Source organism: Arthrobacter sp. GW822-FHT05G07, from assembly GCF_058799755.1.
The window spans coordinates 36,345-60,652 of sequence record NZ_JBXALT010000017.1 but is presented as its reverse complement, the minus strand read 5'-3'; the positions used below and the strand labels follow the sequence as shown (position 1 = coordinate 60,652).

The following is a 24,308-nucleotide window of genomic DNA, read 5'->3' as shown; positions in this document are numbered from 1 at the left end:
AATGGGCCGGTTGGGCGCTAACCCAACCGGCCCACCAAATTACTTGGCCAGGATAGCTTCGAGTTCAGCATCAATCGACTGAACGGCCACAAGACCTTCGGTCGCAGCTTCGGTACCAAATTCTTCTTCGAAGAAGATGCCCGGAGTTGCCGCACGGAAGAAAGCAGGGCTCTTCTCGTAGTTCTTTTCAGTCATTTAATTCCCCTCCAATTAAAATTGCCAATCAGATATTGATTGAACTCCAGCAATACGTACTGATCAGTACGTGAACACGCTAACACACGCATTCCGCCCAAAACAGGGCTCCAGAGGGATTTCTAAATCAACTTTATCGCCTTATATCAAGTGCATTTTGAAATCAAGTCAAGTGCCGTCTGGTCAAAACAATTGCAGATGCAGGAAAGTTCAAATTGTGCAAGTCAAATTGATGGACGCCCCGCTATGCGGGCACTCAAGAGGGCCACTGGTGCCTGAAAACTGGGTCTGCCGTGCACACATCCCGGTTATCGGCGACAATTCAATGATGAGCATCCCGTCATCGTCCCCGGCCAACGTCCGAGTCGACGCTTGGCTGTGGGCGATCCGCGCGTATAAGACCCGTTCCGCTGCCACGGCCGCCTGCCGAGCAGGGCACATCCGGATCAACGGGAACCCGGTCAAGGCGTCGCAGAGCGTGATCATTGGAGACACCATCCGGGTCCGGGAGTCAGGCTGGGAGCGGATCCTTGAGGTACGGCGTCTCATCGCCAAACGTGTCGGCGCCGAAGCCGCTTCCCACTGCTTCACAGACCACACTCCCCCGCGTCCCGTAGCCCCCAAGCTCGGCCTCCCCCAGCGAGACCGCGGCACCGGCCGACCCACCAAGAAGGACCGACGGGACATGGAGAAACTGCGGGGCTAGGTGTAGAGATGAGCTGCTCTATGCACTTATCCACAGGCCGACTTTTCTGACATGAATCCTGCTCCGCCCCCGGCCTAGACTGACCGGCACACCGCCGAACTGCTGCTGGGGAGCTTTCCATGTCACTACCGTCGTTTGCCACTTTTCCTTCTGTTCGTATCCGAACGGGGGTAGTGGGAGTCGGCGTTCTGATGCTTCTGAGCGGCTGCGCGAGCGGCTCCACACCGGGCGTCACACCTTCAGAATCCAACCCGACGACGGCGGCGCCTACCTCAAGCGTCTCGGTTCCGGCAGCGTCGGCTACTCCGTCTGCCTCCCCTGTGTACAAGCCCGCCGACGCGACGGGGAAAGCACAGAACGTGCCCGTTCCCGTGATGCCGGAGCTGGCGAAGGAGAACTCGGAGGCAGGGCTGGAGGCGTTCATTGGGTACTGGTTCCAGGTGCTTAGTTACGCGTACGAAACCGGCGATGTCTCCAGAGCCAGCGAGTTGTCTCGGTCTAGCTGCTTGCTCTGCACAGATCTCCTGTCGAACGTCGCGACAAACTACACAGAGGGCCGATGGCTTGTCGGCGGAAGGTATCGGACACCTGTAATCGAAGTCCTGTGGGAGTCCTCGGCCCTAACGCAAACCGCGAGAGTGCAGGTGCTGCAGGACCAGATCCTGTATAAAAATGCAGATGGTTCGAATGGTAGAGAGCCGACGCCCGCGATTAATGACGCGGCCGCCTTCTTTGGTGAGTTTGCCAATGGGGCGTGGTCTGCAACAGATCTTGGGGTCATTAGATGAGTTCTCTATCTGCCCGATTGGTAGCCGTGGGTATCTTACTCGTTTCGGTATCGCTTTACCCGGCGCCTTCATGGGCTGCCAACTCACCAAGCCCAGGCACCGGATTTACTGATCGCTCCATTTCGGTCGGCGCAGAGTTCACCATAAACCCAACGACGGGTATGCCTTCCACGAATCTAACCACCGCAGCCGAGGACCCCAATCAGTACATGGCCGATACCCACTGCCGCGCCGACGGCCCCGACACTAAAGACCCGGGCTGCGACGCCCTCGACTGCCCGGCAACCACACCCGCAGGCGAGGAAGGCACTCCGGTCATCTGGAAGGAGGCACCCAAAGCCATCACCAACCCGGGCTGGACCGACTGGATCCCTGTCAGCGGCCCCACCTGCCTCTACGACCCCCAACCCGAGAACGTCCTGGCCAACATCGCCGCCCGGATCCTGAACGACTTCCGCCAACTCCCCGTCAACCCCGGAAACCTCGAAGCCCAGCCCTTCCCCCACACCCTCAAAGGCGGACCCACCAACTTCTACGCCACCGCCGCAGACCAAACCTTCGACCTCACCATCCTCGGCCAAGCAGTCCACCTGACCGCCACACCCACCAGCTACACCTACACCTACGGAGACGGCACCACCCTCGGACCCACACCCGCCGCCGGCTACACCATCCCCGAAACCGAATGGCTCAACAACCAAACCCGCACCAGCCACACCTACACAGACACCGGCAACTACCAAGCCGCCCTCACCACCAGCTTCACCGGCACTTACTCGGTCAACAACGGCCCACCACTACCCATCAACGGCACCCTGGACATCACCACACCCACCAAAACAATCCACGTCTGGAAAACAGAAAAAGCACTCGTCGCCGACACCTGCCAAGAAAACCCCAACTCCTGGGGCTGCCCCGGCACAGAAACCAGATAGGCAGACGGCGCCACGTACCGCCACCACCCACTTTGATCGCCGCATCCTGGCGACACACCATAAAGACGGCGCCTCGAGACCACCCACGATTCAAAGTGGGTGGTTGCGGCCCATGAAAGCAGGGATCCTTCGCCTTAAGTGAAGAAAAGCATCAGTTCCGAAGAACCGATGCTTTTCGCCTGCCGAAACTTAGGAGAACCAGGTACCTGGAGGACCCATGAACAGCAGGAAGCTGAACACTGCGCCCACGGCGACCAGGGTGACAACTACGGCAAGAATCGGGTTACGAAGAACCCAGGCCTGGGCTTTCTCAAATCCGCCTCGGGGTGCCTCTCCTCCAGCGGTCAAGCGCCAGTCGCCAGCGAGGAGGCCGCGGCGGTCCAGAGACTTCTCCATGGGGATGGTGGCATAGGGGATAACGGCGGAAGCGATAGCAAGCAAGCCCGTTCGAGTTGACCACTTCTGGTTGATCCACGTGAACGCAGCTGTCGCCGCGTAGCAAAGGAACACGAAACCGTGGATGCCTCCGGCAATGCTCACCCCAACGTCGGTGGTGCGCGTGACGTACTTAAGGAACAGCCCGATCAACAACAGCGTCCATGTCACGGCCTCGGCGAAAGCAACGGTACGGAACAAAGTGCGGGGCTGCATGGAAGTCCTCAGGTAGAAAACGGGAGTCACACCCTATTTTACCGGCTGTAGAACTTCCCTCATGTCACGGCAAAGGCCTCGCAGCGTTACGGCAATGGCAGCGTCTCCCCGTTCCGGATGCGCGAGTCGCCGAACTCGATGGCCACAGGAGCAATGTCCATAGGTGACTCGTGCCGGGATCTCGCCTTGCCTACAGCGATATGGGGCAACCACCGCGGTGACTTGTAACCAAGCGCGGGCGAGCTCAGGATGAAGTCGTCGATGTTGTCGAGGCCGAGGTCGTCGAAAAGTACGTGTAGCCCTTGCACCAAGAGTGCCTGGTAGTCGTGGACCTCCTGCGGCACGTCAACCTCGAGACCCATGAGGCGCCCACCGCCCAGAGGGATGAGTTTGTCCGATTTCCCCAAAAAGCCCTGCAACGCCGGCAGCTCTGTCAACCAACTGGCGATCTCGGGAAGCACTTTCTCTGGCGCCGACAGACCCTTGGTCCACGCAACGATGTCGCTGCCGAGATCGTCCAAAATGCCGACATGCAGAAGGGTCATGTGGAGGCTCTGCGGTTTGCGGAGGGAATCGACGAACCGGTTCAATCCTTCGTAGTCCGATGTCCCTGCCCCGACGCGGAGGACAGGCACCTCCACCGTGATCCGAGGTCTATGCAGTGTGTTTCCAGCGGGGACGAGGGCCGTCATGGATGACATTATGCGCCGGAATTTAGGCGAGCGGCAGGCCGACGGCGGGAAGCAAGTTCCGCCGTCGGCCTGTTTTGGCGGGGGTGTCAGGTTCTTACTTCTTGGAGCGGGCCTGAACCAGGTTCGCAAACGGAAGCCGCCCGAAAGCGGAAACGAAATCTGCGTGATAGGCAGCCTCGGCTGCATTGACGTCGGTTGCCGGGAGTTCTTTCCAGGCAACGATCAGGTCCAGGGCATCGCGGAGTTGCCAGATGAGCCGGGCGTCCCAGACGACGGTTGGCCGCCCGCGGCCGTAGTCCATGAACTCTTGTATCTGCTTGCGGAGCCCCCGGTTGCCTTGGCTACCGGCGCTGGCCTTGCCGAGGTACAGCACCGAAGCGTCCGGAATCCATTCGGATTCCAGGGCTTCGCGCTTGAGCGAGGGGTCCTTCTTCTTGAACGTCCCGGCAGTGCTCTTGTTAAGTAACGCCGGCTCGAAATCCGCGGGGCGGAGGATCACGAAGATGCCGGGTCCTTGGGGAATCCGCATGGGGTCGAGTTCGTCGAGGGGCCGGAAGCCGGTGAACCCTTCCTCGGTGAGCGACTTTTTGGTGAAGAGCATGGTCCATTGTGCGGGACCACGCGGCGACCGGCCGAAAGACGCCAAAGCCTGAAGCAAACCTTTCAGCGTTGACACGCTCTTGTGACCCGTGCCATATTCAAAATGTGAACCTGTCAGACAGCCGGACAGCCGGACAGCAAGGACCCCAGGGTGGGCATACGCCCATCTCACGCATCTCCGCAGCCGAAGCGGTCTTTGCGGCCCTCCGGCGTGCCATTGAGGGCGGCCAGTTCGATATCGGCACCAAGCTGAGCTCCGAAGCGACGCTGGCAGGCCAGTACGGCGTAAGCCGCTCCGTCATCAGGGAAGCACTGAGGTCCTGCAACACCTTGGGCCTTACGGTAACCAAAACAGGCAAGGGCACATTCATTGTGGCCAACAAGGTTGCTAACGACCTTACCTTGGGTCAGTACAGTGCGCGGGATCTCAACGAGGCACGCCCGCACATTGAGATTCCGGCAGCCGGACTCGCCGCCCAGCGCCGCACGGAGGAGGAACTGGAGCACCTCAAGGACATCGTCCAGGAAATGCTCACCGAGAACGATCCCGAAGCTTGGGTGAACCTGGACGCCAGCTTCCACTCGGCCGTTGCCCGGGCCAGCGGAAACAGGGTGTTCGCCAGCGTCGTCTCTGATATCCGTGAAGCTCTGGCCCACCAATCCGAAACTTTGAACCTCGTCGCTGACCGGCAACACCGCTCGGACGAGGAACACGTCGCCGTGCTTAACGCAATCGAAGCCGGCGACTCCGAAGCCGCAAGCAAAGCGATGGCCGCTCACCTGCAGGCCGTTAGCGTGGCACTGGACACGATCCTCAGCAAATGACCCACCCAAAGGACACAGCCACCATGCCCGTCCCCGAAGCACCGGCCCACAACGCCGCGCCCGCGCCCGCAACGGCGCAGCACATCAAGACGCCCCACCACGTCCCCCTCGTAGAGGTGACCCGCGACGGCCTGGTGGAGAGCATCCATTACGGCTCGCTGATTGCGCTCAACGCCGATGGCAGCACCGCAGTCCAAGCCGGGGAGCCGGATGCCCCCATGTATCCCCGCTCAAGCCTGAAGCCGTTGCAGGCTGTTGCGCTGCTCAAAGCGGGGTTGGATATCCCCCAGGATCTTCTGGCATTGACCGCGGCCAGCCATTCCGGCGCCCAAATGCACCGGGATGGCGCCACCGAGATCCTGAAGCTGCACGGCCTCACCGAAGCGGCCCTCGGTAACAGCACGGACCTCCCCTATGGCGTGGCTGAACGCGAAGAGTGGCTCCGCCAAGGTAACGGCCCAACCCAAATAGCCCAGAACTGCTCCGGCAAGCACGCTTCCATGACGGCCGTCTGCGTCATCAACGGCTGGCCTGTGGAGGAGTACTTGCATCCCGAGCACCCGCTGCAGGTGCTCGTCCGCGACACCATCACGGAACTGACGGGCGAGGAAGCCGCGGCAGTCAGCACTGATGGCTGCGGGACACCGTTGTTCGCCCACTCCCTTCGTGGGATGGCGCGCGCATACGGCCGCCTCGCCGCTGCCGACGAAGGCACGGACGAGGGCCAGGTTGCCCATGCCATGCGCCGATACCCGCAGATGGTGGCCGGCGAGGGCCGCGACGTCACCGCCCTCATGCGTGCGGTCCCCGGTTTGCTGGCGAAGGACGGCTTCGAAGGCCTCCAGCTGGTGGGCCTCCCGAATGGCACCGGACTGGCGGTCAAGATTTCCGACGGCGGCGATCGCGCCCGCATGCCCGTCACCGTTGAGGTACTGCGCCGGTTGGGCGTCGACGGCGGCAGCTTGGACACGCTTCAAAGCGCACCTGTGCTGGGTGGCGGCCTTCCGGTCGGCGAGCTCCGTGCAGCCCAAATTTTCAGCAACTAAACCAAGGACAGCTATGACCACCGTCGATCAGGCGATCCCCCTCCGTTCCGAACACGACCTCTTGGGAGACCGCGATGTCCCCGCGGATGCCTATTGGGGCGTCCATACCCTCCGCGCTATCGAGAACTTCCCCATTACCGGGCAGCCCCTTTCCACCAACAAGCACCTGGTCAGGGGCCTGGCCGCGGTAAAGCAGGCCGCCGCTCGCACCAATCATGAGCTCGGCCTCCTGGATGCCGAAAAGGCAGGTGCCATCGAGCAGGCTTGCCAGGACATCATGGACGGCATGCTCCATGACCAGTTCATGGTTGATGTGATTCAGGGCGGCGCGGGCACCAGCTCCAACATGAACGCCAACGAGGTCATAGCCAACCGTGCGCTGGAGATCCTGGGCTACCCCAAGGGCGAGTACTCCAAACTGCACCCGAATGACCACGTGAACCTGAGCCAGTCCACCAACGATGTCTACCCGACGGCGGTGAACCTCGCCACGATCTTCTCCGTCAAGGAACTCCTGGAAGCCCTCGAAGAACTCGAGGTGGCTTTCGCTGAGAAGGGCCGGGAATTCCGGACCGTGGTGAAGATGGGACGGACGCAGCTGCAGGACGCGGTCCCCATGACCCTTGGCCAGGAGTTCGGCGGCTACGCCGTGACCATCGGCGAGGACCGGGCGCGTTTGGACGAGTCCCACATGCTGATCCACGAAATCAACCTTGGTGCCACGGCTATCGGCACGGGCTTGAACGCTCCGGCCGGTTACGCCGAAGCTGCCTGCCGCCACTTGGCCGAAATCACAGGCCTTCCCCTGCTCACCGCTGCTGACCTCATTGAGGCCACGCAGGATGTGGGCGCGTTTGTTCACTTGTCCGGCGTGCTGAAGCGCGTGGCAGTAAAACTCTCCAAGATTTGTAATGACCTCCGCCTGCTGTCCTCCGGACCGCGTGCGGGTTTGGGCGAGATCAACCTTCCGGCCGTACAGTCCGGCTCGTCGATCATGCCCGGCAAGATCAATCCGGTGATCCCGGAAGTGGTCAGCCAGGTGGCGTATGAAGTCATCGGCAACGATGTCACCGTCACCATGGCCGCGGAGGCCGGCCAGCTTCAGCTGAACGCCTTCGAACCAATCATTGTGCACAGCCTGCACAAGAGCATCTCCCACCTGGAAGCAGCGTGCCGCACCCTTACGGCGCGCTGCGTCCGGGGCATCACTGCAAACACCGAACGGCTACGGCTTACCGTGGAGCAGTCGATCGGTCTCGTCACGGCATTGAACCCACATATCGGTTACGCCTCCGCCACCGCTATCGCCCAGGAAGCGCTGGCAACGGGCAAGGGCGTTGCAGAACTCGTGTTGGAGCATGGTCTCCTGACCGCCGCCCAGCTTGAGGAACTGCTTAGCCCCGAACGTCTGGCAAATCTGAGCAAATAGGCCGAAACTGGCCTGTAAACGCTCCAACCAGCCGTCTCGCCCCATAAGGCTTACCCCCACGAGGCTTTGTTCGGCGTGCCCGGAACCCCCACCGGACGCGACCAGGACACCCCCAACAGGACACCCCTAAGGATTCCAATGACCAACCCCATTACGGACCACACGGTCCCGGCCCAAGCGCACGCCAGCGAGAAAGCCCTCCACAAGGAGGACTCCGGCTATCACAAGGACCTCAAGCCGCGCCAGATCCAGATGATCGCGATCGGCGGCGCAATCGGCACGGGCCTGTTCCTGGGCGCCGGCGGCCGACTCAACGCAGCTGGTCCCTCCCTCGTTATCGCCTACGCAATCTGTGGTTTCTTCGCTTTCCTGATCCTCCGCGCCCTCGGCGAACTGGTTCTGCACCGCCCGTCGTCGGGTTCCTTTGTTTCCTACGCCCGTGAGTTCTACGGCGAAAAGGCAGCCTTCGTTTCGGGCTGGTTCTACTGGATCAACTGGGCCACCACCACCATCGTGGACATCACCGCAGCGGCGCTCTACATGGAGTTCTTCGGCAAATACGTCGCTTGGATAGGGGCCGTTCCGCAGTGGGCGTGGGCGCTCATTGCCTTGGTTGTAGTGCTCTGCCTCAACCTGGTTTCCGTGAAGGTCTTCGGTGAAATGGAGTTCTGGTTCGCGCTGATCAAGGTGGCCGCGCTGGTGGCCTTCCTCCTGGTGGGCACCTACTTCGTCGTCTTCGGTACCCCGGTTGAGGGCCAGGAAGTCGGCTTCAGCCTCATCGCGGACAACGGCGGGGTGTTCCCGAACGGCGTCCTGCCAATGATCATCCTCATGCAGGGTGTGCTCTTCGCTTACGCTTCGATTGAACTCATCGGCACGGCAGCCGGCGAAACCGCCAACCCCGAGAAAATCATGCCTAAGGCCATCAACTCCGTGGTCATCCGCATCGCCCTCTTCTACGTGGGCTCCGTGATTCTGCTGGCCCTCCTGTTGCCGTACACCTCTTACGAGAAGGGCGTCAGCCCGTTCGTGACGTTCTTCGGTTCCATTGGTGTGGAGGGCGTGGACGTCATCATGAACCTTGTGGTGCTCACCGCAGCACTGTCTTCGCTGAACGCCGGGCTCTACTCCACGGGCCGCATCCTACGCTCAATGTCCGTGGCCGGCTCGGCCCCGAAGTTCGCTCAGCGCATGAACAAGGCAGGCGTGCCCTACGGTGGCATCGCCATCACTGCCGGCGTTTCTCTCCTGGGCGTTCCGCTGAACTACCTTGTTCCGTCCGACGCCTTCGAGATCGTCCTGAACGTCGCTTCCGTGGGCATCATCGTCACGTGGGCCACCATCGTCCTCTGCCAGATGCAGCTCAAGCGCTGGGCCGACAAGGGCTGGCTGAAGCGACCGTCCTTCCGCTTGTTCGGAGCCCCCTACACCGGCTGGTTGTCCTTGATCTTCCTGGCGGCCGTGCTGATCATGGTGTTCATCGAATCTCCGTTGACCATGCTGGTCACCGCGATTGCCTGTGGACTTATGGTCTGGGGCTGGTTCCTGTGCCGCAAGCAAATCCATGAGCTTGCCGCCACCCGCGACGGCTACACCGGCAGCGCACCGGTCATCGCCAACCGCCCCTTGCCTGGCGGCGACAAGTAACAGAAGCGACAGCCCGACGGCGGCACCCGGGTTCCGTACCATCGGAACCCGGGTGCCGCCGTCGTTGGTTAACGCCCCACCTGGGTGAGGACGCGGCGGAAACAGACATCCGATCATTCGTGGCTACTATTGGTCCATGGCTGTCACAGACGAGGCGATCAGCAAGATCAAAGACATGCTGATCCGCGGCGAACTCAAGGCCGGCGACCGACTCCCGCCGGAAAAGGAACTGAGCGAACGGCTCGGCCTTTCAAGGAGTTCGTTGCGCGAAGCCGTGAAGGCCTTGGAGTTGATCCGCGTGCTGGACGTCCGCCGCGGAGATGGCACGTACGTCACAAGCCTCGATGCAAAACTGCTCAACGAAGCCGTGGCGTTTGTGGTGGACCTGCATCAGGACCGATCCATCCTGGAGCTCTTCGAGGTTCGGCGAATTTTGGAGCCCGCAACGGCCCACCTGGCAGCGGGCAAAATCACGCCGGACGAGATGTCGGCCCTCCGCGCCACCATGGACGGCATCGACGAGAACACGGACGTCGAGGAACTCGTGGCCCATGACCTGGAATTCCACAGCATCATTACCGAGGCCGCGGGAAACGACTACCTCGGGAGCCTCCTGGAAGCCCTGTCCAGCAGCACTGTGCGTGCCCGGATCTGGCGTGGGCTGACGCAGGAGAAAGCTGTGGCGCACACCCTGGCTGAACACCGTGCCATCGCGGACGCCCTGGAAAGGGGTGACGCCGAACTGGTGCGGGCCCTTGTCACCGTGCACATCAGTGGCGTGGAGAACTGGCTGCGGCAGGCTCTCTAGTCCTCGGTCACGGGGGTAACCGCCAAACCGTACGTCCGGATGGCAGTCTCCTCGAGCACCAGGTCCTGCTCTGAGGGACTCAAGGAAGACACGAGTTCCAGCAGAACATCCAGTGTCCGGCCATAGGGTGCCCCGAGGGTACTCACTGGCCAGTCACAGCCGATCATTAAACGCTCCGGCCCGAAAGCCTCCAACGCTGATTCGAACAGCGGCCGCAACGCATCCGCGGTGTATTCAGTGCCTGGCAGATGCAGCCCGGAAAGCTTGGCCACCGAGTTCGGTTCCCGCCCAAGCGCGCTGAAGTCGGCGCGCCACGACTCCATGAGCTGAGGGTCAGCCAGCGGTGGCTTTCCCAAGTGATCCAGCACCACTGTCAGTTCCGGCATCTCACGGGCCAGTCGGACCGCAGAACTTAGGTGCCGCGGGTACGCATCCGGTATGTCCAAGGTGAGGCCGCGCCGCGCCACCAGCGCCAGCGACGCCCGGACCGGAGGAAGGTCCAGGAAATCATCCCGGGGATCGTCATGCACCAGATGCCGCACGCCCTTGAAGACCGACTGGGCTGTGAAACGGTGCAAGTGTTCGGCAGCTTCAGCAGGCTCATCCAACCTGATCCAGCCAACCACTCCGAACACCCAGGGATTCCGTGCTGCGACGGCCAACATGCTCTCGGTGTCGGCAACCGTGTCGTCGGCCTGCACCAGCACGGCTCCCCTGACCCCTGCAGCATCCAACGTCTCGCGTGCCTCGTCCTCGCCGAAGCTGCGGTAGAGCTCACCGTGCTGCGGACCAAGCCACGGGTAGTGGCGCACACCGCCGGTGACGAAGGTGTCCAGGGTCCACAGATGCAGGTGCGAATCAATCACGGCCGGCTGCCTCCAGCGCGTTCCACAGCTCTGCCGGGACGGGCGCCTCCATGCGGGCCGCGTTGGTGGCCACCTGTTCAGGAGAAGTCGCCCCGGCTGTCACGTTCACCACTGCCGGATGCCGCAGCGGGAACTGCAGCGCCGCCGTCGGAAGTTCCACAGCAAAGTCGCGGCAGATCGCCGCGAGCGCCCGTGCCCGTTCCAGCACGTCGGGCGGCGCCTGATCATAGTTGTAGTGTGCGTCGTCCGGGACTTCGGGCCGGGCCAGGAGGCCCGAGTTGTAGGCGCCAACACTGACGACGCCGGTGCGGCGCTCCGCACAGCGTTCAAGGAGCGGGACGCTGGGCTGCTCAAGCAGGGTGTAACGTCCGGCGAGCATCACGAGGTCCAGGTCTGCGGCTTCGACGCATTCCAAGGCAGCCTCGGCGGAGTTGATGCCCACACCGATTGCCCGGACCACACCCTCAGAGCGCAACTTCTCCAAGGCCGGGAGACCTTGGGAGATTCCGGCGTGGAGATCGTGGACGTCTGGATCGTGGAGGTAGACGATGTCCACGTGGTCCAGGCCGAGCCGTTCCAGGGAGTCCTCGATGCTGCGCCGGACGCCCTTCTCGGAGAAGTCCCACACGCGTTGGGTGAGGGCGGGGACGTCGAAGCCCTCGGGGTCCTGGCCGCCTGTGGAGTTGGGTTCCAGTAGCCGGCCTACTTTGGTGGAAATGACGAACTCTTCTCTGGGCTTATCCCGGAGGACGGCCCCCAGTCTCTGCTCGGACAGGCCCAGGCCGTAGTGGGGTGCGGTGTCGAAGTAGCGGATGCCGGCGTCCCAGGCGGCCAGGACAGTTGCGAGCGCCTCCCCGTCCGGGATGGCCCGGTAGAGGTTTCCGATGCCTGCTCCGCCGAAGCCCAGCTTGCCGAGGTTGAGTGAGTTCATGGCAGTTCCCATACCTTCTGGATACCCGCATCCTCCCCTGAGTAATCGTCCTGGACTTCCAAAAGTTCAGCCATGCTGGCCTGCCATGGCACGTTGGCCGGATGGTCGGCGAGCGCATGCCGCATTTTTTGGTAATTGTCGACGTCCACTACGTGGAAGAGATCGAGCCCGCTGCGCCAGATACGCCAGTTCCGCACGCCTGCCTCCTTGAGCGCTGTCACTAGCTCAGCCGGTATGTGCGCGTGGGCGTCAGCGTATGCTTCTTCGGTCCCTGGCTTGAGCCTTGTGTGGAGGGCGATGCTCTCAACCATTCACGGCCCCGGGATCCGCAGCCGTCTGCTTCAGGAACAGTTCCAGCACAGGTACGGCGACGTCCGGCCGCTGCACTGGCAGCTTGATGGTCAGGGTTCCTGGCGGTTGGCCTCCGGGGATGGTGTTGAATGCCTGTTGGTCCGGATCGACTTCCTTGAGGAACACCTCGGACGCGTCGTTCAGCAACTGGGCGTACTCAACCTTCCCGGCAAGGTCCGGCAGATGGATGTACTCGAACGGCCATGCGAAGAGGTGCACATACAGCCGGTCGCCGCGCTGGGTGTAGCGGGCGTCAGGAGGCGCCGTGAACCGGGACGCCCCTGCACCGTAAATCGCACGGGAATGTAGCTTCATCCAAGCACCGATACCCTCCAAGGAAGACAGGGCACGCGGATCGATGCTGCCTCGGCCGGTGGGTCCCACATTGAGCAGCAGGTTTCCTCCATTGGATACCCCGTCCACCAGCATGCGGATGAGCAGGTCCACGGATTTGTAGTTCAGATTGTCCCTGTCATACCCCCAGCTCCCGTTGAGGGTTTGGCAGGCTTCCCAGGTGACGGAAACGCCGTCGCGCATCATGGGCTCGGTGGGCTGGTATTGCTCAGGCGTCACTACGTCCCCCGGGATGTCCAAGCGGTCGTTGACCACTATCCCGGGCTGCAGCTCGCGCACCATTGCGAGCAACGCCTCCGAATCCCAATCCTTGCGGCCCTTCCCGCCCCAAAATTCCGTGATGCTGGTCCCGGAGTAAGAGAAGTCGAAGAAGAGGTAGTCGATGGTCCCGTAGTTGCTCAGGAGTTCACGCACCTGACCGTGCAGGTACTCGCGGTAGCGCGCCATGTCGCGTCCCGCGTTCAAGCTTTCGACGTCGTCCGCGTTACGTTGCGGGTGTACCCCGTCAACGGTGAAGTCGGGGTGGTGCCAGTCGATGAGCGAGTGATAGAAGCCGACCTTCAGCCCCTCGGCCCGGAGTGCTTCCACATAGGGCGCGATCAGGTCGCGGCCAGCGGGTGTGTTGGTGGCTTTGTAGTCCGTGAGGGCTGAATCCCACAGGCAGAAGCCGTCATGGTGCTTGGTGGTCAGGACCACGTACTTCATACCGGCGTCCCGGGCGGCACGGGCCCATTCCCGGGGGTCGTATAGATCGGGATCGAAGCGCTGGAAGTACTTGGAGTACTCCTCCACCGTAGTTTCCTCGATGTTCATGACCCACTCATGCCGTGCGGGCAGGGCGTAGATGCCCCAATGAACGAACATTCCAAAACGGGCCTCTTCAAACCAGGGTGCGTGCTGGATCAACGGGGTTCCTTCCAGATGGGGCCGTTCGGAAAGCTGTACGCGGCCAGTGTTTCACGGAGCATTTCGTTTCCTGCACCTGGCGCGGCAGGCGGCCAGTAGGCGCCGTCGTGGACTACAACGGGCGTGATGAAGTGTTCGTGGAGGTGGTCCACGAACTCGATGGTCCGGCCCTCTTTGGTCCCGGATACAGCGATGTAGTCGAACATGGACAGGTGCTGCACTGCCTCGCACAGCCCAACACCACCGGCGTGCGGACAGACCCTCACGCCGAACTTGGCAGCGAGGAGAAGAATGGCGATGTTCTCGTTCACCCCCGCTACCCGGGCGGCGTCAATCTGCAAGACCTGAAGCGAACCAGCTTGGAGCATCTGTTTGAACACCACCCGGTTCTGGACGTGTTCCCCGGTGGCCACGGGAATGGGCGCTACTCCGCGGGCGATGGCGGCATGTCCCAGGATGTCGTCCGGGCTGGTGGGCTCTTCGATCCAGGCGATGTGGTACGGGGCGAGGTGGGCCATCCAGTCGATGGCTTGTTGGACATCCCAGCGCTGGTTGGCATCCACCGCGATCTTGATGTCGGGACCCACGGCAGCGCGTGCAGTTCGAACGCGGCGGATGTCGTCCTCCAAGGACGCACCGACTTTGAGCTTGATCTGGGCAAATCCGTCAGCCACAGCTTCCTTGGCCAGCCGCGTCAGTTTCTCGTCGCTGTAACCCAGCCACCCCGGCGTCGTGGTGTACGCGGGGTAACCCTCAGCGCGAAGTGCCGCTGCGCGGGTTTCCCTTCCGGGTTGAGCGGTGCGAAGGATGGTGAGAGCTTCGTCCGGAGTGAGCGCGTCCGTGAGGTAGCGGAAGTCGACGAGCGCTACCAGCTCTTCGGGGGTCATGCCGGCGAGCAACTCCCACAGCGGCAGGCCCGCACGTTTGGCCTTCAAATCCCACAGCGCATTGACCACGGCGCCGATAGCCATATGCATGACGCCCTTCTCGGGACCCAGCCAGCGGAGTTGGGAGTCGTGGGCCAGCAGCTTCCACGTGGCGCCCATGTCATCCAGCAGTGTCTCAACGTCCCGGCCAAGGATGTGCCCACGCAGTGCATCAAGTGCTGCGGTTTCCACTTCATTGCCACGCCCTATGGTGAACACGAAGCCGTGGCCCTCATGCCCGTCCCCGGCATCTGTGCGGATGATCAGGTAGGCAGCTGAATAGTCCGGGTCCGGATTCATGGCATCCGAGCCGTCCAGTTCAAGGGATGTTGGGAAGCGGATATCAAACGTATCCACTGCGGTGATGATGCTCATGCGGCTCCTGAAGTGCGTCACGATTCACCACCGAGCCTAAACATCCGATGTCTACCTTGTCAATGGGTCACATTTCCGTATTATGGGTGAAAACATCACACTAGAGCTCGGATGTTAGTCCCGAACGCACGGAGGAAGCCATGACCTTGAAATTCGCCAGGCTGGGTACGGCCGGAAACGAACAACCGGCCGTCATCGCCCAGGACGCCCACGGTGCTGAGAAGTACTTCAGCCTCACGGCCCTGACCAACGACATCGACGGCGGTTTCCTCGCCTCGGACGGCATCGAACGCACCCGCGAAGCCCTGAACAAAGGGGAACTCCCCGAAATTTCGCCCGAAGCTGTGCGCATCGGCGCCCCCGTCGCCCGCCCGGGTGCAGTGGTAGCCATCGGGCTCAACTACACCGCACACGCAGCCGAATCCGGCGCCACGCCGCCCGAAGTTCCCGTCGTATTCCTGAAGCCAAGCAACACCATCGCTGGCCCGTTCGACGCCGCCCCCATCCCGCCGTCTTCTGAAAAGTACGACTGGGAGGTGGAACTGGCAATCGTGATCGGCAAGGAAGCGTCATACCTTTCCACCGTTGACGAAGCTGAAGCGTGCATCGCCGGATACGCGGTTGCCAACGATCTTTCCGAGCGCGACTACCAGATCCCCGGCGCTGCGGGACAGTGGACCAAAGGCAAATCCCTTCCCGGGTCCACTCCCTTGGGACCGTGGCTGGTTCCGGCCGCGGACATCGAGGCCGGCAACCTTCGTCTGCAGACCTTGGTCAACGGTGAGGGCCGCCAGGATTCCAGTACCTCGGACATGATCTTCGACCCCGCCACGATCGTGCACCACCTCAGCCAGTACATGGTCCTGGAGCCGGGCGACGTGATCATCACGGGCACTCCTGAGGGTGTGGCACTGTCCGGTCGCTTCCCCTTCATTCAGCCCGGCGATGTGGTTGAACTGGAAATCGAAGGCCTCGGCCGCCAACGGCAAGAGTACTTCCGCGCGCAGACCGGTGCGCAGACCGGTGCAACCGCCCACATCTACGCCTAAAGCCATGGCGAGCTCGGTGGGCAACGACTTCGAAGGCCTCACAGCACTCGTTACCGGCGGTGCCTCCGGCATCGGGGCAGCCATCGCAGACCGTCTCGCGGCCGGGGGCGCGAAGGTGGCGGTCCTGGACCTGGCTCCCGAAACCAGCCCGCACTTTGGAGTGCAGTGCAACGTTGCCGACGACGCCTCGGTGCGTACCGCCGTCGAGCGCGTTGTACAGCAGTTCGGCCGTCTGGACATCGTGATCAACAACGCAGGCATCGGCGCGCAGGGTGACATTGCCGCGAACGACGACGACGAGTGGCTGCGTGTCCTCAACGTCAACGTGGTGGGAATCGCCCGCGTCAGCCGCGCAGCACTGCCGCACCTCCGCGAGTCTCCGGCGGCCGCGATAGTGAACACCTGTTCCATCGCGGCGACGGCCGGACTCCCGCAGCGTGCTCTGTACTCGGCGTCGAAGGGTGCAGTCTTGTCGCTGACACTCGCCATGGCAGCGGACCACGTCCGGGAGGGCATCCGCGTGAACTGCGTGAACCCCGGCACCGTAGACACTCCGTGGGTTGGTCGGTTGCTCGATTCAGCCGTTGACCCCGCTGGCGAGCGCGCTGCACTCAACGCCCGCCAACCGCACGGCCGGATGGTGGACCCCGCTGAAGTAGCCGGCGCCGTCGCCTACCTGGCGAGCCCGCTGTCCGGGTCGACGACGGGAACCTCGCTGGCGGTCGACGGCGGCATGCAGGGACTGCGGTTGCGGCCAGTTCCGTAGGGGGCCAGTTCCGTAGGGGGCCAGTTCAGTAGGGAGCCAGTTCCGTAGGGACGGGTGAGGGGCTGGATCAGTAGAGCGCGTTGAAGATGTTCCAGCCCCATCCGACGGTTTCGACGCCTTTCCAACCACCGCGTCCATCGCCGTAGTACATCAGCAGCTCACCGGCGCTGTTGACGCCGTGGACATCATTGAAGCCATCACGGTTGAAGTCCCCGGCGCTTCCGATCTTGCTCAGGGCATTCCAGCCCTGGCCAACGAGTCGGGGAGACAGCCACCCGCCCCTGCCGTTCCCGCCGTACAGGAACAGTCTGCCTACCTTGTCCTTGGCGAGGATGTCCACTGTGCCGTCACCGTTGAAATCGCCTGGAGTGATGAGCAGGTCCATCACGTTCCAGCCCTGGCCAACGTGTACCCGGGGAGTCCAACCCCGTGCGGCCTTCGGATACAGGTAGAGGTTCCCGTTGGGCTCGGTTGCCAGGAGGTCGTTATATCCATCGCCGTCGAAGTCTCCGGGCCCCACCACTTTGTCCATCGCATTCCACCCCCAGCCGATCTCGGATGGATAGGCATTGGACGGAAACGTGCCATCGCCGCGACCCCAGAACATCCACAGCCTCCCTGATCCGTCAGTGGTCAGGAGCTCGGTCTTACCGTCGCTGGTGAGGTCCCCGCCGCCGATAATCCGCGTGTACGAGCCCCAATTCGGGCCGATGAGCTGTGGTGGCTTCCAGCCCTGTGCACCATCCTGGCCCGGGTACAGCAGCAGGGCTCCATCATGGCGGCGTCCCAGCAACTCAAAGACACCCCTCCCGGTGAACCCCTCGGCACGCATCGGTTGGCTCCGGACGACGTCGGACTCCGGGACAACAACTTGCGCAGGTTCACAGGCATTCGATCCCGTCACCACGGCAGAGATGCGGCTCCCAACGTCTTCGATGTCCAGGTCATAAAACTGCGAGAAGTTCGGCTCGGGGTATACCGGCTGTCCATCACGAAGCCACTGGACGGAGTAGCTCGGCTGCGCATTCGGGTCACACGCGGAGAAGTACTCGTAGGCACCCTTGACTGACAGCCCAGAGCCCACAAATGCCGGGCCTTGGATGCTGAAGTCCTCCCCATCCACCGCATGCGCGGACGGCATCAGCGTGGTGCTCAAAAGCATTGCCGCGAGCACCCCCGCGGCACTGCTCGTGACCATCGACTTCCCGGAAAACCAGCCCACAACTCTCCTTCACGGTGCACCACAACCGGTGTTGCGCTCATCTTAGGTGGGAGGTACGACGCCGGAGCGAACGCGCGCGCCGACAGGCCGCCGTCGTGCGTTGCTTCGTAACGCAACGGGCCCGCAACGTCCGGCAGCGGTCGTTCGCCTATGCTCAACTCCAAGGAATCAACGGCGACTCACTTAGCAGACTCAGGAGATACAGCCATGACCAACTGGCGCATCAGGGACTTCCACTCGTCCGACTTGGACGGCATCCTGCACCTCTGGGAGTCACTCAAGGCTGACGGCGTGGAACCGGTGTACGCGTTGTCCGAGGTCCTGGCGTCCTGCGAGAAGGACCACGCCGTGGTGGCGGTCCAAGGTGACCAGGTAGTGGGTGCCGCCGTCGGTCGAGCAGCGCACGATCAAGGCTGGATCGTTTTTCTGGCGACGCTGACGGAGTTCCGCGGCCGCGGCATCGGCACTTCGCTGCTGTCCGCCGTCGAGAACCGCATGGCCCCACACGGGCTCAACAAACTCTCCGCACTGATGCCGGAAACCGAAACGAGGGTGGAAGCGTTCCTGGGGCGCGGGTTCGTGGTGAAGAAGAACCTCCGCTACTTTGAGCGGACCATCCCCGTGCAGCGGCAGGAGCTTGGCGCATTGGGGCTGTTGGGCGGGCGCATCCTGGCTCGGGATCTATGGGAGAACGTGGCCGGCATGCGTCGTGAGAAGGAGCTGCTGGAACGGCGGCTGGTTCTCCCGCTGGCTGAGGCCGACCTCGCCGACGAATACGGAGTTGTACCGCCCAGGGCCGTGGTACTTTTCGGTCCTCCGGGCACCGGCAAAACCACCTTCGCCAAGGCCATCGCGTCGCGCCTGGAGTGGCCGTTCGTGGAGGTCTTCCCGTCCCGATTGGCCTCCGACCCCAAGGGCTTGGCCGGTGCGCTCCGCGAAACGTTCCTGGAAATCGCCGAGCTGGAACATGCTGTGGTGTTCATCGACGAAGTAGAGGAGATCGCGTCGCAGCGTGCCGGTGATCCGCCGTCGCCGCTGCAGGGCGTCACCAATGAACTCCTCAAGATCATCCCGGCCTTCCGTGAACAGCCCGGCCGGTTGCTGGTGTGCGCCACCAACTTCATCCGCGCCCTGGATACCGCGTTCCTGCGCCACGGCCGATTCGACTACGTCATCCCCATCGGGCTCCCCGACGTGCACGCCCGCGAAGCAATGTGGCAGCGGTTTATCCCCGCCACGGTGGTGGACTCGGTTGATATCGCCCAGCTGGTGGAACGGACCGAGGGCTTCTCGCCGGCGGACATCGAGTTCGCTGCCCGCAGCGCCTCCCAGCGGGCTCTGGAAAAAGCAGTGTACGACGACGACGGCTCCGGTCTTGCGTCCGACGGGCGTAAGGGGCCGGTCACCCAGGATTACCTCGACGCAATCGGTGACACCCGCACGACGGTGAGCCCCGAAGTGCACCAGGATTTCCTGGAAGACATCGACGTGCTGGGGCGCGTGTAGTTTTTCCCTGAACTCGCTGGAACCGTGCGGGGTCGCTGGAACCCTGCGCGATCGCCGGAACGTTCCAGTCGATCTGGACATATTCCGGCGATCTCGGCGGCGGCGGTAATCTTTGAGCCATGTCCTCGAATCCCCTTCGCCATGCGCTCTCCCGCATGGGCGGCCGCGATCCCCACGAAAAACACCGCACCGCCACCCCGCTTGAACTGTTCTTCGACCTGACGTTCGTTATTGCCTTCGGTGTTGCCGGCAGCCAGTTCGCGCACGCTGTGGCGGAAGCGCATTTCGGGGCGGGCCTTCTGGGCTTTGGCTTCGCCATGTTCGCGGTGATTTGGGCCTGGATTAACTTCACCTGGTTCGCCAGCGCCTACGACACCGATGACTGGGTGTTCAGGGTGGTCACCATGATCCAGATGGTTGGCGTCCTCATCCTGGCCATGGGCATTGAGCCGATGTTCCACTCGATTGTGGAAGGGGATCATGTCAACAACGTGGCCATCCTCATCGGCTACATCATCATGCGCGTAGCTCTAATCTTCCAGTGGCTGCGCGCCGCCCGCCAAGACCCGGAACGCCGCGAGACATGCCTCCGTTACGCGAAGTACCTGGCAATTGTGCAGGTTGGCTGGGTCATCGCGTTGGTGATCGAAACCGATGTCCTCACAACGTTCCTCCTGGCTGCTCCGCTGTTCATCCTGGAGATGGCGACTCCCTACTTCGCGGAACGCAAGATCCGCACGCCCTGGCATGCGCACCACATCGCAGAGCGCTACGGCCTGCTTGCCATCATCGCCTTGGGTGAATGCTTGATTGGTGCCATCGAAACACTCCGGGCGATTGTTGCCACACACAGTTGGTCCTTGGACGCCGCCCTGGTGGGCTTGAGTGGAACCGGGCTCGCCTTCGCTATGTGGTGGATCTACTTCATCCTGCCCTCAGGCCCGGCGCTCCACGTCCAGCGGCATCGCTCATGGGTGTTTGGCTATGGCCACATGCCGGTCTTCGCAGCCATCGCGGCTACAGGGGCGGGACTTCACGTCGCTGCGTACTTCATCGATCATGAGACACATATCCCGGCGGCCGCTGCCGTGGCCTCCATCGCCGTCCCGGTCATCCTGTTCAAGGCCTCGCTCACCACCCTTTACTGCATCATGTTGGGTCCGGATCGCGACCTTATCTGGAGTTCCGCACTGGTGGTCCTTGGCCTGGCTGCGACCATTGCGCTGGCCGCGGCAGGTGCATCCGTACCGATCTGCATGCTAGTCATGATGCTGGTGATGGGTTTGTCCATCGCGTACGACGAACGACGCGGGCACAAAGGCCGCGCAGCTGCTCTCCGGCGTTTGGAAACCGCCGCTGGCTAAAGAGGCAACCCCTTGCGTTGCGAGGTCTACTCAGGGACGATCTCGTCCAGTTCCCGGAGCAAGTATGGGTTGATCCGTTCCAGGATCATCCGGACCTCTTCGCGGGGAACGGCCGTGTACAGCACCGGGCGGGCATCGGCGTAGCGGGTTACCGGCGGCTTGTCCGGCCACTTCTCGGCCAGCGCTTTGACCCTCTCGGGCAGCGAGTTGTGGGCGTTGTCGGCGATCTTCACCAACGTTGCGTCGTGGTCCTCCGCAACGAAACGGATGCCGGCGTCGTAATCGTCCGGGTCCTCGTGGAAGCGGCGGGTGACACGTTCGATGATGTCTACCGCCCGTTCGGACACCCCCATTTCCAGCAGGGCTTGCCGGGTGATGGGCGTGTCTTCAGCGATGTCGTGAAGGTAGCCAGCGATCTGGATGTCTTCGTCAAAGTCGGCGAGCGCATCCCCCACGGCCAGAACGTGCTCCCGATAGGGTCGTTTGAGCTTGTCCTTCTGCCGGTTGTGAGCCACCTCGGCCAAAACCTGGGCTGTCTCTACGGTAAAGCGTGGTTGGGTCATGCTGGCCTCCGGCTTGAAGAGGGACCGACGGGGATCGGTCCTCACCTTCAGGCTATCCGCTGTTTCGGAGCCTCGGCACCGAGCTACCTTTCCTGCCCGTCCTACCAGTCCTGTACAGCGCGTGCAGCGATGGCGACGGTGACGGCCCTGGGCAGACGCTGCGCGAATCCGGCCGCAACGCGGTTAACCCAGCCCGAGACCACGCTGCCGGGTGTGTCCTTGCGGTCGAGGGCCTTGAGAGCAGTGCCCACAACCTGTGCAGAGGTCTGCATCTTGCCCACTGCTGCGGAGTCACCGCCGAGCACATCGAAGAATTCTGTTCTTGTTGCACCGGGGCAAAGGGCCAGGACGTTAAGTCCGGACTTTTTGGTTTCGTGGGCCACGGCTTCGGTGAAGCTGAGGACGAAGGCCTTGGTTGCGCCGTAAACGGCCATGCCGGGAATGGGTTGGAACGCGGCAGTGCTGGCTACGTTCACCAATGCTCCCTTCCCGGAGGCGAGCAGTTCCGGCAGGAAGGCCCGGGTAATGTCCACGAGGGCGGCCACGTTCAAGGAAATCTCAGACGCAATGGTCTCCGGGTCTTCCTCAATCAAGGGACCGTGGGTGCCAAAGCCTGCGTTGTTGATCAAGGTGTCCACGGAGATTCCGCGGCCGGCCAGTTCGTCGAAGAGCTCGCGTCCCACTCCTGCAAGGCCAAGGTCCTTGGGGAGCACGGTCACTGTGACACCGTGCCGGGAACGCAATTCCTGAGCCAACTCCTCCAGACGGTCTCCACGCCTTGCCACCAGAACAAGGTTGGAGCCACGGGCAGCAAATTGTCCTGCAAACTCAGCGCCGAGGCCGGAGCTGGCACCCGTAATGAGGGCAGTGGTACCTGCGTAGGTCATGGTCATGGCTGAATCCCATCGGTTGAGGCGGGGACTAATGTAGTCGCTGTCTACATGGTAGGCAGTGACTACATTGTTGTCAATGACTACATTGACCTAGACTGATGGCATGACTGACCAGCCCTACCACCACGGCAAACTCAGGGAAGCCCTCCTGGAACGCGCCATGGAAATCATTGAAGAAGCTGGCGTGGACGGACTCTCCCTGCGGCAACTGGCCCGCGATGTTAATGTCAGTCACGGCGCCCCGGCCAAGCACTTCCGCGACAAGCAGGCACTGGTCGATGCCATGGCACTGGCCGGCTTTGAGTCGATGAACCGCCTCATCCAGAATGCCGCCCAATCCGGCGATGACCTCAGAGGCCGTTTCGTGAGTGTTGGCAAGGCCTACGTCCACTTTGCCGTGGCGCATCCCGCCCTGCTGACCGTGATGTACTCCACCAAGCACCACCCCGATTCCAGCGTTGAACTGCGAAGCACCGGCGAGCAAGGAATACACCTGGCCCAAGCCATGATCGCCGAGGCGCAAAAAGCCGGCGCGCTGGCCGCCGGCGACCCCGAAAAACTGGCCACGGTGTGCTTTGTGAGCCTTCACGGCGCGGCTCTTCTGGCAGCGGGCGGGCAGCTGGACGGGAAGTCAGTGGAGGACGTCATCACCGCCACCACCGATACCCTGTGGGCAGGCATGGCGGCCGGAGTCCCGGCCGCGCAGCGCAACTAAGCGCCGCCCAGCTCAGCGCCGCGCAGCTCAGCGCCGCGCAGCTCAGCGCCGCTCAGCTCAGCTAAGCCGCGAAACCGGCGATAACTTCCCTTACTGCCGAGCTCAGCTGGAAGTTACGGCAGCCCACCCCTCCAGGCTCAGCCGTCTGCGGGACATATCCAAAGCCGAGTTCATACACAGGGTCGGCGAACCCCAACGATGCGCTGGCGCCGTCGTGCCCGAACGCGCGGTAACTGCCGAACGGCATCCTGGTGTGGGACTTCATGAAAACGGTGCCGAAGCATCCGGTCTCACCAAAAACGCGATCGATTCCGAACACCTGCTCAGCCGACACCGTCCGGATAGTCTCCTCGGTCAGGAGGGGCGGCATGGCGGATTTACCCTCCAAGCCAGTCAATGCCGCCGCGTAGATCCGCGCCATGCCTTCCGCGCTGGCCACGCCGGCCGCCGAGCTCAGGCCCGCAGCCCGGACTTCCCGGATGTTGGGCAGATCCAGGATGTCGCCCACTGCCGCGTTGGCAGCCAGGCCAAAGTGGCTGGCCGGGTCTACCCAAGGCCATGACGGATCGGCCGCCCAGCGGAACTGCGCGAAGCGGGACTCTTCGGACTCGGGCAAACCAAGGTAGAAGTTCGCACCAGTCACCGCACGGATGCGCTGCTCGAAGACCTCCTGCAGCGTGGAGCCGGTGATGCGCCGGCACAGCTCTTCCATGAAGATGCCAATGGTCAGCGCGTGGTAACCGAACGCGGTACCGGGCTTCCATAGGGGCGGCAGCTCGGCGAGTTTGGCTGCTGCGAGCTCAGAGTTGTTGACTTCGTGGAGCGTCAGGCCGCCTTCCACTCCCAAGAGCCCCGCTCGGTGCGAAAGCAGCTGCGCAACCGTGATGGAGGACTTGCCTTCAACGCCGAACTCGGGCCAGTACTTGACCACCTCGGCTTCAAGGTCCAGTTCGCCGTCCTGAACGAGCAACGCCATGACCAAACCGGCCATGCCTTTGGAACACGAGAAGACGCCGGTGACTGAATCCGGGCGGATGTGGGGGCCGCCGCTGAGGTCCAGCACTTTGACGCCACGGTGATACGCGGCCACTTGCGCAGAGTAGTCCGGATCCTGCTCAAGGAAGACGCCGAAGAGTTCGGCGACGGGTTCGAAACCTGGGGCGATCACCTGTGAATGCATCCAGACAGCCTACGCGGTG

General features: G+C 62.5%; 26 protein-coding genes. 13 read left to right on the top strand and 13 right to left on the bottom strand.

All coding sequences use genetic code 11. The features are described from left to right. Positions 1 to 39 precede the first annotated feature (39 nt). Positions 40 to 195 (bottom strand): hypothetical protein, encoded by a 156-nt coding sequence (locus tag AC1RJY_RS23055; RefSeq protein ID WP_011776391.1) that lies wholly within the window; start codon positions 193 to 195, stop codon positions 40 to 42. Positions 196 to 520: 325 nt separating this feature from the next. Between AC1RJY_RS23055 and AC1RJY_RS23050 the strand changes: the two genes are divergently transcribed. The 3 genes from AC1RJY_RS23050 (at position 521) to AC1RJY_RS23040 (ending at position 2,624) form a co-directional block, all read left to right on the top strand. Then, positions 521 to 901, top strand: a complete 381-nt coding sequence (locus AC1RJY_RS23050; RefSeq protein WP_250821396.1) for an RNA-binding S4 domain-containing protein — start codon at positions 521 to 523, stop codon at positions 899 to 901. A gap of 119 nt (positions 902 to 1,020) precedes the next feature. Further along, positions 1,021 to 1,689: a DUF6318 family protein gene (locus AC1RJY_RS23045; protein ID WP_498603626.1), complete on the top strand. Its 669-nt coding sequence runs from the start codon at positions 1,021 to 1,023 to the stop codon at positions 1,687 to 1,689. A 161-nt stretch (positions 1,690 to 1,850) separates the two neighbouring features. Then, entirely contained in the window at positions 1,851 to 2,624 is a 774-nt protein-coding gene (locus tag AC1RJY_RS23040) for a hypothetical protein (RefSeq protein ID WP_498603624.1), read from the top strand. A 189-nt stretch (positions 2,625 to 2,813) separates the two neighbouring features. Here AC1RJY_RS23040 and AC1RJY_RS23035 read toward each other — a convergent pair whose 3' ends face one another. From AC1RJY_RS23035 to AC1RJY_RS23025, 3 genes are all read right to left on the bottom strand, one after another. Further along, positions 2,814 to 3,305, bottom strand: a complete 492-nt coding sequence (locus AC1RJY_RS23035; protein WP_011776394.1) for a DUF3817 domain-containing protein — start codon at positions 3,303 to 3,305, stop codon at positions 2,814 to 2,816. Positions 3,306 to 3,361: 56 nt separating this feature from the next. Continuing rightward, the gene (locus tag AC1RJY_RS23030) at positions 3,362 to 3,967 is read right to left on the bottom strand and encodes a hypothetical protein (protein ID WP_498603623.1); all 606 of its coding nucleotides are present in this window, start codon (positions 3,965 to 3,967) and stop codon (positions 3,362 to 3,364) included. 94 nt (positions 3,968 to 4,061) lie between these two features. Then, positions 4,062 to 4,568 (bottom strand): hypothetical protein, encoded by a 507-nt coding sequence (locus AC1RJY_RS23025; protein ID WP_498603622.1) that lies wholly within the window; start codon positions 4,566 to 4,568, stop codon positions 4,062 to 4,064. A gap of 104 nt (positions 4,569 to 4,672) precedes the next feature. Here AC1RJY_RS23025 and AC1RJY_RS23020 point away from each other — a divergent pair, with 104 nt between their 5' ends. The 5 genes from AC1RJY_RS23020 (at position 4,673) to AC1RJY_RS23000 (ending at position 10,322) form a co-directional block, all read left to right on the top strand. Continuing rightward, positions 4,673 to 5,392 (top strand): FadR/GntR family transcriptional regulator, encoded by a 720-nt coding sequence (locus AC1RJY_RS23020; protein WP_014923019.1) that lies wholly within the window; start codon positions 4,673 to 4,675, stop codon positions 5,390 to 5,392. Then, positions 5,389 to 6,438 carry an asparaginase gene (locus tag AC1RJY_RS23015; RefSeq protein WP_085939264.1) on the top strand — a complete coding sequence of 350 codons (1,050 nt, stop codon included), beginning with the start codon at positions 5,389 to 5,391 and terminating at the stop codon, positions 6,436 to 6,438. Before AC1RJY_RS23020 ends, AC1RJY_RS23015 begins: the two co-directional genes overlap by 4 nt. Before the next feature lie 13 nt (positions 6,439 to 6,451). Further along, positions 6,452 to 7,867, top strand: a complete 1,416-nt coding sequence (locus tag AC1RJY_RS23010) for an aspartate ammonia-lyase (RefSeq protein ID WP_011776399.1) — start codon at positions 6,452 to 6,454, stop codon at positions 7,865 to 7,867. A 138-nt stretch (positions 7,868 to 8,005) separates the two neighbouring features. Continuing rightward, entirely contained in the window at positions 8,006 to 9,514 is a 1,509-nt protein-coding gene (locus AC1RJY_RS23005; protein ID WP_011776400.1) for an amino acid permease, read from the top strand. Positions 9,515 to 9,650: 136 nt separating this feature from the next. Beyond that, positions 9,651 to 10,322 carry a FadR/GntR family transcriptional regulator gene (locus tag AC1RJY_RS23000; protein WP_011776401.1) on the top strand — a complete coding sequence of 224 codons (672 nt, stop codon included), beginning with the start codon at positions 9,651 to 9,653 and terminating at the stop codon, positions 10,320 to 10,322. Here the strand turns inward: AC1RJY_RS23000 and AC1RJY_RS22995 are convergent. From AC1RJY_RS22995 to AC1RJY_RS22975, 5 genes are read right to left on the bottom strand one after another with little or no spacing between them, the layout of a single operon-like run. Next, complete coding sequence (locus AC1RJY_RS22995) at positions 10,319 to 11,188, bottom strand: amidohydrolase family protein (RefSeq protein ID WP_498603621.1); 870 nt, start codon at positions 11,186 to 11,188, stop codon at positions 10,319 to 10,321. The genes AC1RJY_RS23000 and AC1RJY_RS22995 overlap by 4 nt on opposite strands. After that, positions 11,181 to 12,119 carry an aldo/keto reductase gene (locus AC1RJY_RS22990; protein ID WP_498603620.1) on the bottom strand — a complete coding sequence of 313 codons (939 nt, stop codon included), beginning with the start codon at positions 12,117 to 12,119 and terminating at the stop codon, positions 11,181 to 11,183. Before AC1RJY_RS22990 ends, AC1RJY_RS22995 begins: the two co-directional genes overlap by 8 nt. Then, the gene (locus AC1RJY_RS22985; RefSeq protein ID WP_011776404.1) at positions 12,116 to 12,430 is read right to left on the bottom strand and encodes an L-rhamnose mutarotase; all 315 of its coding nucleotides are present in this window, start codon (positions 12,428 to 12,430) and stop codon (positions 12,116 to 12,118) included. The genes AC1RJY_RS22990 and AC1RJY_RS22985 overlap by 4 nt, the downstream gene beginning before the upstream one ends. Further along, positions 12,423 to 13,730, bottom strand: a complete 1,308-nt coding sequence (locus AC1RJY_RS22980; protein ID WP_011776405.1) for an alpha-L-fucosidase — start codon at positions 13,728 to 13,730, stop codon at positions 12,423 to 12,425. Before AC1RJY_RS22980 ends, AC1RJY_RS22985 begins: the two co-directional genes overlap by 8 nt. Continuing rightward, positions 13,727 to 15,031, bottom strand: coding sequence for an L-fuconate dehydratase (locus AC1RJY_RS22975; RefSeq protein WP_014923024.1), 1,305 nt, complete (start codon positions 15,029 to 15,031; stop codon positions 13,727 to 13,729). Before AC1RJY_RS22975 ends, AC1RJY_RS22980 begins: the two co-directional genes overlap by 4 nt. Before the next feature lie 140 nt (positions 15,032 to 15,171). Between AC1RJY_RS22975 and AC1RJY_RS22970 the strand changes: the two genes are divergently transcribed. Beyond that, on the top strand, positions 15,172 to 16,080 hold the full coding sequence (locus tag AC1RJY_RS22970) for a fumarylacetoacetate hydrolase family protein (protein WP_498603619.1): 909 nt from the start codon (positions 15,172 to 15,174) through the stop codon (positions 16,078 to 16,080). A 4-nt stretch (positions 16,081 to 16,084) separates the two neighbouring features. Beyond that, positions 16,085 to 16,846 (top strand): SDR family NAD(P)-dependent oxidoreductase, encoded by a 762-nt coding sequence (locus tag AC1RJY_RS22965; protein ID WP_498603617.1) that lies wholly within the window; start codon positions 16,085 to 16,087, stop codon positions 16,844 to 16,846. Positions 16,847 to 16,913: 67 nt separating this feature from the next. Here the strand turns inward: AC1RJY_RS22965 and AC1RJY_RS22960 are convergent, their stop codons facing one another. After that, positions 16,914 to 18,068 carry an FG-GAP repeat domain-containing protein gene (locus AC1RJY_RS22960; protein ID WP_498603615.1) on the bottom strand — a complete coding sequence of 385 codons (1,155 nt, stop codon included), beginning with the start codon at positions 18,066 to 18,068 and terminating at the stop codon, positions 16,914 to 16,916. Positions 18,069 to 18,275: 207 nt separating this feature from the next. On the opposite strand from AC1RJY_RS22960, the gene AC1RJY_RS22955 reads away from it, so the two are divergent. Both AC1RJY_RS22955 and AC1RJY_RS22950 read left to right on the top strand, forming a co-directional pair. Then, positions 18,276 to 19,574, top strand: a complete 1,299-nt coding sequence (locus AC1RJY_RS22955; RefSeq protein ID WP_498603614.1) for an ATP-binding protein — start codon at positions 18,276 to 18,278, stop codon at positions 19,572 to 19,574. A gap of 119 nt (positions 19,575 to 19,693) precedes the next feature. Beyond that, positions 19,694 to 20,938, top strand: a complete 1,245-nt coding sequence (locus AC1RJY_RS22950) for a low temperature requirement protein A (protein ID WP_210065628.1) — start codon at positions 19,694 to 19,696, stop codon at positions 20,936 to 20,938. Between the two features lie 26 nt (positions 20,939 to 20,964). On the opposite strand, the gene AC1RJY_RS22945 is transcribed toward AC1RJY_RS22950, so the two are convergent. Next, positions 20,965 to 21,501, bottom strand: coding sequence for an HD domain-containing protein (locus AC1RJY_RS22945; protein ID WP_043470773.1), 537 nt, complete (start codon positions 21,499 to 21,501; stop codon positions 20,965 to 20,967). Positions 21,502 to 21,602: 101 nt separating this feature from the next. Continuing rightward, positions 21,603 to 22,394 (bottom strand): SDR family NAD(P)-dependent oxidoreductase, encoded by a 792-nt coding sequence (locus AC1RJY_RS22940; protein WP_014923031.1) that lies wholly within the window; start codon positions 22,392 to 22,394, stop codon positions 21,603 to 21,605. Positions 22,395 to 22,497: 103 nt separating this feature from the next. Here AC1RJY_RS22940 and AC1RJY_RS22935 point away from each other — a divergent pair, with 103 nt between their 5' ends. Continuing rightward, complete coding sequence (locus AC1RJY_RS22935; protein ID WP_498603612.1) at positions 22,498 to 23,109, top strand: TetR/AcrR family transcriptional regulator; 612 nt, start codon at positions 22,498 to 22,500, stop codon at positions 23,107 to 23,109. A 61-nt stretch (positions 23,110 to 23,170) separates the two neighbouring features. Here the strand turns inward: AC1RJY_RS22935 and AC1RJY_RS22930 are convergent, their stop codons facing one another. Continuing rightward, positions 23,171 to 24,289, bottom strand: coding sequence for an EstA family serine hydrolase (locus tag AC1RJY_RS22930; RefSeq protein ID WP_014923033.1), 1,119 nt, complete (start codon positions 24,287 to 24,289; stop codon positions 23,171 to 23,173). Positions 24,290 to 24,308 lie beyond the last annotated feature (19 nt).